This window comes from Clavibacter sp. VKM Ac-2872, assembly GCF_015351105.1.
Lineage (GTDB): Bacteria > Actinomycetota > Actinomycetes > Actinomycetales > Microbacteriaceae > Clavibacter.
The window spans coordinates 344120-356155 of the sequence record NZ_JADKRR010000002.1 but is presented as its reverse complement, the minus strand read 5'-3'; the positions used below and the strand labels follow the sequence as shown (position 1 = coordinate 356155).

At 74.2% G+C, this 12036-nt stretch carries 13 protein-coding genes; 9 read left to right on the top strand and 4 right to left on the bottom strand.

Annotated elements, in window-relative coordinates:
- Window positions 1–29 precede the first annotated feature (29 nt).
- Both ITJ40_RS12085 and ITJ40_RS12080 read left to right on the top strand, forming a co-directional pair.
- Entirely contained in the window at window positions 30–614 is a 585-nt protein-coding gene (locus tag ITJ40_RS12085) for a MarR family transcriptional regulator (RefSeq protein ID WP_194667298.1), read from the top strand.
- Window positions 615–741: 127 nt separating this feature from the next.
- Window positions 742–1620 carry a patatin-like phospholipase family protein gene (locus tag ITJ40_RS12080; RefSeq protein WP_194667297.1) on the top strand — a complete coding sequence of 293 codons (879 nt, stop codon included), beginning with the start codon at window positions 742–744 and terminating at the stop codon, window positions 1618–1620.
- Between the two features lie 48 nt (window positions 1621–1668).
- Here the strand turns inward: ITJ40_RS12080 and ITJ40_RS12075 are convergent, their stop codons facing one another.
- The gene (locus ITJ40_RS12075) at window positions 1669–2424 is read right to left on the bottom strand and encodes a class I SAM-dependent methyltransferase (RefSeq protein ID WP_194667296.1); all 756 of its coding nucleotides are present in this window, start codon (window positions 2422–2424) and stop codon (window positions 1669–1671) included.
- An 86-nt stretch (window positions 2425–2510) separates the two neighbouring features.
- Window positions 2511–3095 carry an isopentenyl-diphosphate Delta-isomerase gene (gene idi, locus ITJ40_RS12070; protein WP_194667295.1) on the bottom strand — a complete coding sequence of 195 codons (585 nt, stop codon included), beginning with the start codon at window positions 3093–3095 and terminating at the stop codon, window positions 2511–2513.
- 44 nt (window positions 3096–3139) lie between these two features.
- Between idi and ITJ40_RS12065 the strand changes: the two genes are divergently transcribed.
- The 6 genes from ITJ40_RS12065 to ITJ40_RS12040 are packed head-to-tail and all read left to right on the top strand — an operon-like array spanning window position 3140 to window position 9724.
- Entirely contained in the window at window positions 3140–4210 is a 1071-nt protein-coding gene (locus ITJ40_RS12065; protein ID WP_370532045.1) for a polyprenyl synthetase family protein, read from the top strand.
- On the top strand, window positions 4207–6852 hold the full coding sequence (gene crtI, locus ITJ40_RS12060) for a phytoene desaturase family protein (RefSeq protein ID WP_194667294.1): 2646 nt from the start codon (window positions 4207–4209) through the stop codon (window positions 6850–6852). Before ITJ40_RS12065 ends, crtI begins: the two co-directional genes overlap by 4 nt.
- A complete protein-coding gene (locus ITJ40_RS12055; protein ID WP_194667293.1) occupies window positions 6852–7196 on the top strand; it encodes a lycopene cyclase domain-containing protein in 345 nt (114 codons plus the stop codon). The genes crtI and ITJ40_RS12055 overlap by 1 nt, the downstream gene beginning before the upstream one ends.
- Window positions 7193–7561 carry a lycopene cyclase domain-containing protein gene (locus tag ITJ40_RS12050; protein ID WP_194667292.1) on the top strand — a complete coding sequence of 123 codons (369 nt, stop codon included), beginning with the start codon at window positions 7193–7195 and terminating at the stop codon, window positions 7559–7561. The genes ITJ40_RS12055 and ITJ40_RS12050 overlap by 4 nt, the downstream gene beginning before the upstream one ends.
- Complete coding sequence (locus ITJ40_RS12045) at window positions 7554–8450, top strand: prenyltransferase (RefSeq protein WP_194667291.1); 897 nt, start codon at window positions 7554–7556, stop codon at window positions 8448–8450. The genes ITJ40_RS12050 and ITJ40_RS12045 overlap by 8 nt, the downstream gene beginning before the upstream one ends.
- A gap of 20 nt (window positions 8451–8470) precedes the next feature.
- Window positions 8471–9724, top strand: coding sequence for an MFS transporter (locus tag ITJ40_RS12040; RefSeq protein WP_194667290.1), 1254 nt, complete (start codon window positions 8471–8473; stop codon window positions 9722–9724).
- Here ITJ40_RS12040 and ITJ40_RS12035 read toward each other — a convergent pair.
- Complete coding sequence (locus ITJ40_RS12035) at window positions 9718–10041, bottom strand: hypothetical protein (RefSeq protein WP_194667289.1); 324 nt, start codon at window positions 10039–10041, stop codon at window positions 9718–9720. The two genes, ITJ40_RS12040 and ITJ40_RS12035, sit on opposite strands and share 7 nt — an antisense overlap.
- A gap of 138 nt (window positions 10042–10179) precedes the next feature.
- Between ITJ40_RS12035 and ITJ40_RS12030 the strand changes: the two genes are divergently transcribed.
- Entirely contained in the window at window positions 10180–10911 is a 732-nt protein-coding gene (locus ITJ40_RS12030; protein WP_194667288.1) for a hypothetical protein, read from the top strand.
- A gap of 30 nt (window positions 10912–10941) precedes the next feature.
- On the opposite strand, the gene ITJ40_RS12025 is transcribed toward ITJ40_RS12030, so the two are convergent.
- Complete coding sequence (locus tag ITJ40_RS12025; protein ID WP_194667287.1) at window positions 10942–11967, bottom strand: LysR substrate-binding domain-containing protein; 1026 nt, start codon at window positions 11965–11967, stop codon at window positions 10942–10944.
- Between the last annotated feature and the right edge of the window lie 69 nt (window positions 11968–12036).

Sequence of the window (12036 nt, the reverse complement as noted above, 5' to 3'; positions counted from 1 at the left end):
CTTAGCTACCTGCGGCGTACCATGGCAGCATGTCGCGCGCCCGTCCCCGCCCCGATCCGGACGCGCCCGCCGCCCCGACGGCAGCCGCCGCGGCCCTGCCCGCCCCCGGCGCGGGCGTCCCCGCGGACGCGGGCGCGGCCGGCGAGCTCGGCCGGATCCTCCGCAACGTGCTGGGCCTCGCCGCCGGGTTCGAGCGCCGGCTCGGCGGTGTGCTCGAGGTCAACCCCACCGACATGAAGGCGATGGAGCACCTCATCCAGGAGGGGTCGCTGTCGCCCACGGAGCTGGCCGGCCGTCTCGGGGTCTCCACCGCGGCCGCGACGCTCGTGGTCGACCGGCTCGTCGAGGTCGGCCACGTCGACCGCCGACCGCACCCGCACGACCGCCGCCGCGTCGTCGTCGTCCCGCGGCCGGCCTCCGTCGGCCAGGCCATGGCGGAGCTGATGCCCATGATCGGCGGGGTCGCGCGCGCGGCCGACGCCCTGACCGACGCGGAGCGCGCCGCCGTGACGCGGTTCCTCGGCGAGGTGCGCGAGGTCTACCGGGAGGCGGCCGCGGGTCCCGCCGGTCCCGCCGCGTCCGCATCCGCCGCGGATCCGTCCGCCGCGCGCTGAGCCCGCCCGCGTCCACCGTGCGTGCATCGGGCGCTCGGGCGCCGTCCACCGTGTTCGGGGATGATGGAGCCGCATCAACCACCATCACGACGAGCACGCAGGCCCGGGCCCGCGGAAGAGGAGGACCATGACCGGCACCGAGCGGGACACGACCACGCCGACGCGGGGGCTCGTCCTCGGCGGCGGAGGCGTCGCCGGCATCGCGTGGGAGACGGGCCTCCTGTCCGGCCTCCTCGCGGCGGGCGTCGACCTCGGCGCGGCCGACGCGGTGGTCGGCACGTCGGCGGGATCCGTCGTCGCCATCAACCTGCGGGCGGGCGCCATCGACGCCGCCTACGACGAGCACTTCGTCGACGTGGCCGGCATGGCGGAGCCGATGGGCAGCCGCGACCTCTCCCGCACCATCGAGGTCATCGGCGAGGGCATCGTGAGCACCGCGGGCGAGATCCCCACGCGCCAGAAGATCGGCGAGTTCGCGCTCGAGGAGTACGACCCCGAGGTGGACGACGCCGCGAGCGTCGAGCGCATCGGCCAGCTGCTCCCGATCCGCGACTGGCCCGAGGCGGATCTCCGCATCACCGCGGTCGACGCCGGCACCGGCCGCTTCACCGTCTTCGACAAGGCCTCCGGCGCCGACCTCGTGCGGGCGTCCGCCGCGAGCTGCGCCGTGCCCGGCGTCTTCCCGCCCGTCACCATCGACGGCCGCCCCTACATGGACGGCGGCATGCGCTCCGGCACGAACGCCGACGTCGTCGCCGAGCACGAGCGGATCCTCGTCATCGCGTGCGGCCCCGAGGCCCCGCAGAGCGGCATGGGCCCGACCCTCTCCACCGTCGTGCAGCAGCTCCGCGGCCGGGCCGACGTGCTCGTGATCCAGGCCGACGACGACAGCACCGCCGCGTTCGGCGAGAACTCGCTCCTGCTCTCGACCCGCAAGGCCTCCGCCGAGGCGGGCCGCCGCCAGGCCGAGCGCGTCGCCGACGAGATCCGCGCCTTCTGGGGCTGATCCCGCCCGCACCACGATGAGGGCCCGTCCGCGTGCGCGGCCGGGCCCTCAGCCGGCGAACGAGAGCGGGCGCCGTCCCGACGCGACCAGCCGGTCGCCGGAGGGGCGATGCGCCGCCGCGTCGACCACGACGTCGACCAGGCCCGCTGCGCCGAGCGCGTCCGTGAGCTCCCGCCGCGTCCACGGCCGCATCGCGAAGTCGAACGGCTCGGACTCGGTCGGTCGTCCGGGCGCGATGATCTCGTGCAGCTCGCGCACGCGCACCAGCGGATCCGCCCAGGTCGTGCTGCTGCGGAACCGGACGGTGCGTCCGTCGGGCAGCGCGCCCTCCGTCGTGGTGGTGCGGCCGGCCCGGTCGCGGGTGGCGTCGCGGTCGCGCACGTCGAGCACCAGCACGCCGCCGGGGGCCGCGTGCGCGGCGAGGCGCTCGACGGCGGCGGAGCGCTCGACGTCGCTGAGCATGTCGTTCAGCACCCCGCGGCACGCGACGACGTCGTACCGGCGGCCGAGGTCCACCGTGCAGATGTCCGCGAGGTGCGCGCGGATCCCCGGGTTGCGCGTGCGCGCCACCGCGAGGATGGCCGGCGAGGCATCCGCCAGCTCCACCTCGAATCCCGCCCGGGCGAGAGCTTCTGCGTGGCGGCCGGTGCCGCAGCCGGCATCGAGCAGGCCCCCGTCCGTCCGGTGCCCGCGGATCTCCTCGATCCAGCCCTCGACCGGAGCGCTCACGATGGCGTCGTAGGCGTCGACCTGCGACGCGTAGAACGGACGGATGCGGGTGACACGCGCCGATTCGGATTCCACCCGCGGAGGCTACGGGCGACGGCCGCGCCCTCGGGCCGGTCGCCCCCAGCGATGGCTGCGGCGCCGATCCCGAGGAGACGAACGGATCAGGCGGCGGGCACCGCGTCGGCGTCGGCCTCCGCGTCCGCCAGCCCCGCGTGCGCCGCGTGCTCCGGGTACAGCAACGGCAGCTGGAGCGTGAGCCACGGGCTGAAGGCCCACGGCGTGTGGGCGACCGCGGGGATGAGCTCCTCGGGATCCACCCACTGGTATTCGCCGACCTCCTCGGGCCGCGGATCCACCGGCGTGGCCGCGATCGCCCGGAACACGGGGCAGATCTCGTTCTCGACGACGCCCGCGGCGTCGGTGGCCCGGTAGCGGAAGTCGGGCAGCACGAGCTCGACGGACGCGAGCTCGAGCCCCAGCTCCTGCTCGGCGCGGCGGTGCACGGCCTCGAGCATGTCCTCGTCGGGCGCGGGGTGGCCGCAGAACGAGTTGGTCCAGACGCCGGGCCAGGTGAGCTTGCCGATCGCGCGGCGCGTGACGAGGATCCGGCCTTGCCGATCGAACACGTGGCACGAGAACGCGAGGTGCAGCGCGGTGTCGCGGGTGTGGACCGTCGCCTTGGGCGCCGTCCCGATGGGCTCGCCGTCGTCGTCCAGGAGGACGACGAGCTCGGTGTGCTGTGACATGCGCTCCCTGCTTTCCGTTACCCCCTCGATGTTAGGTTTCATCCGTGGACGCCACCAACCTCGCTGCCGTCTCCACCACGAGGCAGGCCCATGTGAACGGCGTGCTGGATGCGTTCTTCGCCCGCTCGCTCGTCCGGGCCGAGGTCATGGGCCCCGAGTACGTGAAGCTGTGGCGCACGCTCGAGTCGAACACGGCCGGCGGCAAGCGGTTCCGGCCGCGCATGGTGATGGCCGCGTACGACGGCCTCGGGGGCCAGGACGTGCAGGCAGCCGCCCACGTCGGCGCCGCGTTCGAGATGCTCCACACCGCGCTCATCGTCCACGATGATGTCATCGACCGCGACTTCACCCGGCGCGGCGGCCCCAACGTCTCCGGCGCCTACCGCGACATCGCCACCACGCAGGGCCTGCCCCAGCCGCTCGCCGAGCACCGCGGCATGTCGGCCGCCGTCATCGCGGGGGATCTGGCGCTCGTCAACGCCTACCGCCTCATCGACGCGAGCGGCGTGCGCGACCTGACGCGGTCCCACCTCCTGGAGCTCCTCGACGACGCCGTGTTCGCGTCGGCCGCGGGCGAGCTCATCGACGTCGAGTTCTCGCTCACCGCGGACGTGCCGAGCGTCGACGAGATCCTCCGCATGGAGCGGCTCAAGACCGCCGTGTACTCGTTCGAGGCGCCGCTGCAGGCGGGTGCGGTGCTCGCGGGCGCGCGACCCGAGGTCGTCGCGGCGCTCGGCGACTTCGGCCGCGACATCGGCATCGCCTACCAGGTGGTCGACGACGTGCTCGGCGTCTTCGGCGACGAGCAGGAGACCGGCAAGACGAACCTCGGCGACCTGCGCGAGGGCAAGCGCACCGTGCTCATCGCGCACGCCGTGCGGTCGTCGGAGTGGGGCGAGATCAGCGCGCTCGTGGGCAAGGACGACCTCTCCCGCGGCGAGGCGGCGCTCGTCCGCTCGGTGCTGGAGAGCTCGGGCGCCCGCACCTACGCCGAGGGCGTCGCGCGGGACCTCGCGGTCGCCGCCGTCGCGCGCCTCGACGACCCGGTCGTGCCGGAGGCCCTCCGCCGGGAGCTCGCGCCCGTCGCGGAGTCCGTGCTCGGGCGCATCCGATGACCCGTCGCCTCCCCGGCCGCCGGCCCGCCGCCCCCGAGGAGCCCACGGGCCTCGAGAAGTACGACCGCGTCGCGCAGGAGACCGCCTCCGTCGTGATCCGCCGCTACTCCACCTCCTTCGGGCTCGCGTCGCGCCTGCTCGGGCCTGACGTCCGCCAGCACATCGAGAACGTGTACGCGCTCGTGCGCGTGGCTGACGAGATCGTCGACGGGGCCGCGGCCGGTGCCGGCGTGGATCCGGCGCACGTCGAGGAGCTGCTCGACGCGCTGGAGCAGGAGACCGAGGACGCCATGCTCCGCGGCTACAGCACCAACCTCGTCGTCCACGCCTTCGCCATCACGGCCCGCCGCGCGGGCTTCGGCGCCGAGCTCACCGCGCCGTTCTTCGCCTCCATGCGCATGGACCTGCGGCGGATGGAGCACACGCCCGCGTCCTTCACGGAGTACGTGTACGGATCCGCCGAGGTCGTCGGCCTCATGTGCCTGCGCGCGTTCCTGGTCGGCCACGCGACGACGCGCCCGGAGCGGATCCGCTTCGAGGAGGGCGCCAAGCGCCTCGGCGCCGCGTTCCAGAAGGTCAACTTCCTCCGCGACCTGGCCGCCGACCACGGCGCGCTCGGCCGCAGCTACTTCCCCGGCGTCGACGTCGCCTCCTTCTCGGAGGCCGACAAGGAGCGCATCCTCGACGACATCGACCACGACCTCCGCGTGTCCGGCGCCGTGATCCCCGACCTGCCCGCCTCCAGCCGCCGCGCCGTCGCGCTCGCGCAGGGCCTGTTCGCGGAGCTCGCCGTGCGCCTGCGCGACACCCCGGCGTCCGAGCTCGTGCGGACGCGCGTGCGGGTGCCGGATCCCGTGAAGGCCCGCATCGCGCTCGCCGCCGCGTCGGGCGCTGAGCCGTCGGGGGTCGACGGCCGCCTCGTGCGCCGCTCCCGCGGACCCCGCGCGCATGCCGCCCGCCCGGCCCCCGCGTCGCGTCCCGCCCCGACCGAGCCCGCCCCGTCCGACCCCGCCCCGTCCGACCCCGAGCAGCAGGAGAGCGCCATGACCGCACCCACCGCCATCGTGATCGGCGGCGGGATCGCCGGCCTCGCCTCCGCGGCTCTCCTCGCCCGCGACGGCTACCGCGTCACCCTCGTCGAGGGCCGCGACGAGGTCGGCGGCCGCGCCGGCTCCTGGGAGAAGGACGGCTTCCGCTTCGACCTCGGCCCGAGCTGGTACCTCATGCCCGAGGTGTTCGACCACTTCTTCCGTCTGTTGGGCACGAGCGCGGCCGACGAGCTCGACCTCGTGCGCCTCCCCGGCTACCGCGTGCTGTTCGAGGGCGAGAGCGACCCCATCGACATCCGCGACTCCCGCGAGGCCAACCTCGACCTGTTCGAGAGCGTCGAGCCCGGATCCCGCCCCGCCATGGCCCGCTACCTCGACTCCGCGAAGGACGTCTACGAGGTCGCGAAGAAGCGCTTCCTCTACACGACCTTCGCCGACTACCGGTCGCTGCTGAAGCGCGACGTCGTCACCCGCACGGGCACGCTCGGGAAGCTGCTGCTCACGCCGCTCGAGACGCACGTGGCCCGCTACGTGAAGGACCGCCGCCTCCGCCAGATCCTCGGCTACCCTGCCGTGTTCCTCGGCTCGTCGCCGAAGCTCGCGCCGAGCATGTACCACCTGATGAGCCACCTCGACCTCGAGGACGGCGTGCTGTACCCGCAGGGCGGCCTCATCACCGTGATCGACGCGATCGAGCGGGTCGCGCGCGCCGAGGGCGTCGAGATCCGCACGGGCGCGCCCGTCTCGCGCATCCTCACCGAGCCGACGAAGGCCGGCAAGGCGCGGGCGCGCGGCGTGCAGATCACCACCGACGCCGGCACCGAGACGCTCGACGCCGACGTGGTCGTCTCCACCGCCGACCTGCATCACACCGAGACCGAGCTCATCCCCGAGGCGTTCCGCACCTACCCGCAGGCGTACTGGGACAAGGCCACCGCGGGCCCCGGCGCCGTGCTCGTCTACCTCGGCGTGGAGGGCGAGCTGCCCGAGCTGCACCACCACACGCTGCTGTTCACGGAGGACTGGGACGAGAACTTCTCCCGCATCTTCCCGCCGAAGGGCGGCACGACCTCCGTGCCGGATCCGGCGAGCCTCTACGTCTGCAAGCCCAGCGCCACCGACGCATCGGTCGCGCCCGCGGGCCACGAGAACGTCTTCATCCTCGTGCCCATCCCCGCCGACCCGACCATCGGCCGCGGCGGCATCGACGGCGCCGGCGACGCGCGCGTCGAGGAGATCGCCGACCGCGCCATCCAGCAGATCAGCGACTGGGCCGGCATCCCCGACCTCGCCGAGCGCATCGTCCTCCGCCGCACCTCGGGCCCCGGCGACTTCGCCGCCGACCTGCACTCGTGGAAGGGCACCATCCTCGGGCCCGCCCACACGCTCACGCAGTCGGCCATGTTCCGCGCCGGCAACACGAGCAAGAAGGTCGACGGGCTGCACTACGCCGGCGGATCCACCATCCCCGGCATCGGCCTGCCCATGTGCCTCATCAGCGCGGAGATCCTCGTGAAGCGCCTCCGCGGCGACACGTCGACCGGCCCGGGCGCCGTGCCGCTCGTGCGCACGGTCGGCCGCCCGGTCGTCTGATGGGCCTCGTCTACCTGGTGCTGCTGCTCGGCGCGCTCGGCTGCATGATGCTCATCGACCGGCGGTGGCGCCTGTTCTTCTGGCGCGACCGGACGGCGGCGATCCTCACGACCCTCATCGGCGTCGCCTTCTTCCTCGCCTGGGACATCGCGGGCATCTCGCAGGGCATCTTCTTCCGCGGGGAGACCGCGTTCATGACGGGGATCCTCGTGGGCCCGGAGCTGCCGCTCGAGGAGGTCTTCTTCCTCGCGCTGCTCTGCTACCTCACGATGAACCTCGTCAACGGGTTCAGCCGCCTCGCCGACCACCACGTCGCCCGGGCGAGGGAGCGCGCGAACCGATGAGCTACCTCGCGCTCGACCTGCTGTTCCTGCTCCCCGTCGCGGTCGTGGGGTTCCTGTTCCGCCGCCTGCTGCTGCGCGAGGCGAACGCGGTGCCCTACGGATCCAGCCGCTTCGACTACCCCGAGTACTACTGGTACCGGCGGATGCCCGTCCTGATCCTGCTCGTGATGACGCTCATCTTCGACAACATCATGATCAAGGTCGGCCTCGTCGGCTACGACGACGACAAGCTGGTGGGCCTCATCCTCGGCTACGCGCCCGTCGAGGACTTCGCCTACGCGATCGCCGCCCTCGTGCTGCTCCCCGCGGTCTGGTACCTGCTGCGCCGCCGCCGCAGCGTGTCCGGCATCGAAGCGCATGAGTGACGTGCGCGCGCGTCCGGGCGCCGCGGAGACGCTGCGCACCATCGCGCTGTCGTCCCGCCCGCTCTCCTGGGTGAACACGGCGTTCCCGTTCGCGGCCGCGTACCTCACGGTCACGCGCGATCTCGACCTCACGGCGATCCTCGGCACCCTCTACTTCCTCATCCCGTACAACCTCGCCATGTACGGCATCAACGACGTCTTCGACTACGAGTCCGACATGCGGAACCCGCGGAAGGGCGGCGTGGAGGGCGCGGTGCTCGCGCGGGCCATGCACCGGCCGGTGCTCATCGCCGTGCTCGTCACGAACGTGCCGTTCCTCGTCTACCTCGTGGCCGTGGGATCCGCGGCGAGCGTCGCGGTGCTGGCTGTGAGCGTCTTCGCCGTGATCGCGTACTCGCTGAAGGGCCTGCGCTTCAAGGAGCGGCCGGTGCTCGACTCCCTCACCTCGAGCACGCACTTCACGTCCCCCGCGGTCTACGGCATCGTGCTCGCGGGCGGCGCGTTCACGCCCGCGCTGTGGGCGATCCTCGCGGCGTTCTTCCTGTGGGGGGTCGCTTCGCACGCGTTCGGCGCGGTGCAGGACATCGTGGCCGACCGCGAGGGCGGCATCTCCTCCATCGCGACCGTGCTCGGCGGGGCCGTCACCGTGCGGATCGCCGTGCTCGCGTACGCCGCGGCCGGGGTCGCGATGCTGTTCACCGGGCTGCCGGGTATCATCGCCAGCGTGCTCGTGATCCCGTACATCCTGAGCACCGCGCCGTTCTGGTCGATCCGCGACGAGGACGCGGGAGCCGCGAACCGCGGCTGGCGCCGCTTCCTCGGCCTGAACTTCCTGTCCGGCTTCGTGGTGACGATGCTCCTCATCGCGTACTGGCTCACGAACGCCTGACCCGGACGGCGGGTGGGCGCATGGACGAGGCAGCCGACGACGACGTGACGGACGTGCGCCCCGGCCGCGTCGTGACGTGGCGGCGCCTCCCCGTGGAGGTCCGGATCCTCGTCCTCGCCCGGGCCGTCAACCGGCTCGGCGCGTTCACGCTGCCGTTCCTCACGGTGGTGCTCACCGTCGACCTCGGCGCGTCGCTCGCGACCGCCGGCCTCGTCGTCGCGCTCTTCGGGGCCGCCACGATCCCGTCGCGGATCCTCGGCGGGCTCCTCGCCGACGCGCTCGGCCGGCGGAGCACGATCGCGCTCGGCCTGACGCTCACCGCCGCCTTCCAGCTCATGCTGGCGGCGGCTCCCGGCATCGCGACCGCCGCGGTGGCCGCCGTGCTCCTCGGCCTGGCGTTCGAGGTCTACGAGCCGGCCTCGCAGGCGCTCATCGCGGACCTCGTCACGGACGACCGCGACCGGGTCGCCGCGTACGGCCTCTACGGGGCGGCACTCGCGGTCGCGGGGGTCGCGGCCGGCGTCCTCGCGGCGATCCTGGGCGGCATCGACCTGCGCCTGCTGTTCGTCGCCGACGCGGTGAGCTGCCTCGCCTGCGCCGCCCTCGTGCTCGTCGGGCTCCGTCGGGGATCCCCGGTCGCGGCCGAGGAGCCGGCGGGTGACGCGCCCGCTCCGGTGGCCGGCGCGCGCAGCCCGTGGCGCGACCCGCTGCTGCTCGTGATGCTCGCCACCGGCACGGGCTTCGCGGTGCTCTACCTGCAGATCGACGTCGCCCTGCCTCTGACGCTGGCCGAACGGGGGATCGACCCCGCGTCGCTCGGCATCCTGCTCGCCGTCTCCGCCCTGACGATCGTGCTCGGGCAGCCCCTCCTGGCGCGCGGCCCGGCGTCCCGCCTCGGGAGCACGGCGGGGATGGCGGTCGGCTTCGTCCTCCTGGGGCTCGGCTTCGCGCTCGTCGGGCAGGCCGCCGGCCTCCCGGGTCTCGTCGCGGCGACCGTGGTCTGGAGCCTCGGCGACCTGATCCTGCTGGGTCGCGCGACGGCCCTCGTCGCCGCGATCGCGCCCGCCGCCGCCCGGGGGCGCTACCTGTCGGCCTACGGGATCAGCTGGGGCGTCGCCGCGATGGTGGGACCGCTCCTCGGCACGCAGCTCATCGCGCACCTGCACGCCGCCGGCACCTGGGACGTGCTCGGCGCCCTGTGCCTGGCGCTGGCCCTCGCGCAGCCGCTCGTCGCCGCGGTCGCGCGGCGCAGCGGCCGGCTCCTCGCTCAGTAGTGCGTCGGCATCATGCCGGTGGCGAGCTCGCGGCGGCGACGGGCGTGCTCGCCCGCGAACGAGAGCAGCTCCATGTCGTGCTCGCGCATCCACGCGACCGCGTCCTCCAGCGTGACGGCCGTCGAGACCCACACCCGCCGGCCGGAGTCGTCGACCGCGTCGGCGTAGACCTCGAACACGGGATCCGCGCCGGCCGTGCGCGCCGTGGGCACCACGTAGCCGAGGACGGGCTGCGACGCGACCTGCACGCGCCAGGCGCCCTGGTGGAAGCGGGCGTGCGGGGGGTGGGGGACGAGGGGCTCGGGCTCGCGGATCATCGGTGCTCCAGGTGTCAGGACGGGGGCGCGAGCACCCGGCCGTGCTCGTGGACGACGATAGGCTGTGCCTCCGACACGGGGGTGGTCGAAGCACGGTCAGCGCATGATCGACGGTCGCCCCTCGATCCCCAGGAGCCCATGTCATCGCCGATCCGCCTCCTCCACCAGACCGTCCGTCCCTTCGTGGCGGCGAGCCTGCGCGGCGGCATCCCGACCCCGCTGACCGCGACGGTGCCGACGGATGCGCCCGTCGGCGTGGTGGCGGGCCCGGATCCGGACCGCGTCCTCGCGCTCGGCGGCATCGGCGGATCCGGCGTGGGCCTGCGCACCCACGCGGAGGGGGTGGCGGCGCAGTCGGCGCGGGCGCTCGCCGCGATCACCGGCCGTGGCGTCGAGTGGCGCACGGTGCCGCTCGCCGACCAGCACCTCACCGCCACGCAGGAGGCCGTGCGGCAGATCACCGAGCTGCACCGCTACGACGTCGTGCTCGTGATGCCCGGGGTCGCCGACGCGCTCGAGCTCGCGCGCATCACCCCCTGGGTCCACCGCCTCGAGGACCTGCTCGACCACCTCGTGGAGCAGACCGCCGACAACTCGATCGTGCTCGTCTCGGACGTGCCGCAGGTGTCGCAGTACGTGGAGGCCGGCACGTTCGTCCGGGGCCTCTTCCGGGATCACGCGATGTACCTCTCCCAGCGCAAGGCCGAGGTGTGCGCGCGCTTCCCGCAGGTCACGTCGGTGAAGCTGCCGGACGCGGGTCCCGTCGACTTCGAGGACGGCGAGTTCCGCTACGCGTCCATGTACCGCCGCTGGGGCGCGCACGTGGGTCGCGTGGTCGCCGACCTGCAGGCGGGGCGCCGCCCGGCCTGAGCCGGCCGACGGATCCGCCCGCCCTGGTCCCTAGCGCCCGCGTCGCTGGCCGCGCGGCGGGGGAGTGCGCTTCCCGCCGCCCTTCGGGGTCGGCTTCGACCCGCCCTTCCCGCCCGCGGCGCCCGGCTTGCCCGCGGCCTTGCGCGCGGTCTTCTGCGCGGCGGTCGGCTTCCGGCGGTCGCGCTCGTCGTCGTCGCGCTGCGACCGGGAGCTCGCGGCGGTGCGCCCGCGGACGATGCCCACGAGCTCCTCGATCTCGGGGGAGGCGTCGCCCTCGCGCCAGGCCACGGCGATCCGCGTCTCCGGCAGGTCGTGCACCGGCACCGCGACGACGTCCTTGCGCGCGTGCAGCCGGCCAAGCGCGTGCGGCACCACCACGAAGCCGACGCCCGCGGCGACCAGCTCGACGGCCGCGGCGACGTCGTCGGGCATCGGGACGGGATCCGCGCCCGCCGTGCGCCCGGCCCATCCCGGCACCTGGTCGGCCGGCTGCAGCAGCAGCTCGTCCGCCAGCTCCGCGATCGCGACCGCGTCGGCGGTGGCGTGCGCGTGCTCCTTGGGCAGGATCGCGACCTGCACCTCGCCGTAGATCGGCACGATCGTGAGGCCGCGGCCGTCCACGGGGAGGCGGAGGAACGCGACGTCCGCGGATCCGTCGACGAGGGCGGGCGCCGCGGCGGGCTCGGCGAGCGGCACGACCCGCAGCGGCACGTCGGCGACGCGCTCGTCCCAGGCGCGGGTCCACTTGGCGACGGTGACGCCCGGGACGATCGCGACGACCAGGCCCCGCGGCGGCGCGGCGGCCTCCGCGGCGCGGCGCGCGTCCTCGGCGGCGATCGCGGCGCGGGCCTCGACGAGCCGCTCCTCGCCCGCGGGGCTGAGGCGCGTGGGGCCGTCGTCGCGCACGAACAGCTCGACGCCCCACAGCGCCTCGAGGTCGAGGATCGAGCGGCTCACGGCGATGCGCGAGACGTTGAGGGCCTTCGCGGCGCGGGCGAAGTGCAGCTCGTCGGCCACGGCGGCGAAGTGCCGGAGGGCGGTCGGATCGGCGTCCACGGGGGTCCCCTCGATGGCCCGCTCGATGGTGGCGCGCGGAGCGGCGGCGGGTCCGATCCAGGCTAGTGC

What these genes read in the sequence shown, in the direction of transcription:
- ITJ40_RS12055 (WP_194667293.1), top strand. Translation starts at nt 6,852, where the DNA reads ATGGGCCTCGTCTACCTGGTGCTGCTGCTCGGCGCGCTCGGCTGCATG.
- ITJ40_RS12040 (WP_194667290.1), top strand. Translation starts at nt 8,471, where the DNA reads ATGGACGAGGCAGCCGACGACGACGTGACGGACGTGCGCCCCGGCCGC.
- ITJ40_RS12030 (WP_194667288.1), top strand. Translation starts at nt 10,180, where the DNA reads ATGTCATCGCCGATCCGCCTCCTCCACCAGACCGTCCGTCCCTTCGTG.
- ITJ40_RS12035 (WP_194667289.1), bottom strand. Translation starts at nt 10,041, where the DNA reads ATGATCCGCGAGCCCGAGCCCCTCGTCCCCCACCCCCCGCACGCCCGC.
- crtI (WP_194667294.1), top strand. Translation starts at nt 4,207, where the DNA reads ATGACCCGTCGCCTCCCCGGCCGCCGGCCCGCCGCCCCCGAGGAGCCC.
- idi (WP_194667295.1), bottom strand. Translation starts at nt 3,095, where the DNA reads ATGTCACAGCACACCGAGCTCGTCGTCCTCCTGGACGACGACGGCGAG.
- ITJ40_RS12045 (WP_194667291.1), top strand. Translation starts at nt 7,554, where the DNA reads ATGAGTGACGTGCGCGCGCGTCCGGGCGCCGCGGAGACGCTGCGCACC.
- ITJ40_RS12085 (WP_194667298.1), top strand. Translation starts at nt 30, where the DNA reads ATGTCGCGCGCCCGTCCCCGCCCCGATCCGGACGCGCCCGCCGCCCCG.
- ITJ40_RS12050 (WP_194667292.1), top strand. Translation starts at nt 7,193, where the DNA reads ATGAGCTACCTCGCGCTCGACCTGCTGTTCCTGCTCCCCGTCGCGGTC.
- ITJ40_RS12080 (WP_194667297.1), top strand. Translation starts at nt 742, where the DNA reads ATGACCGGCACCGAGCGGGACACGACCACGCCGACGCGGGGGCTCGTC.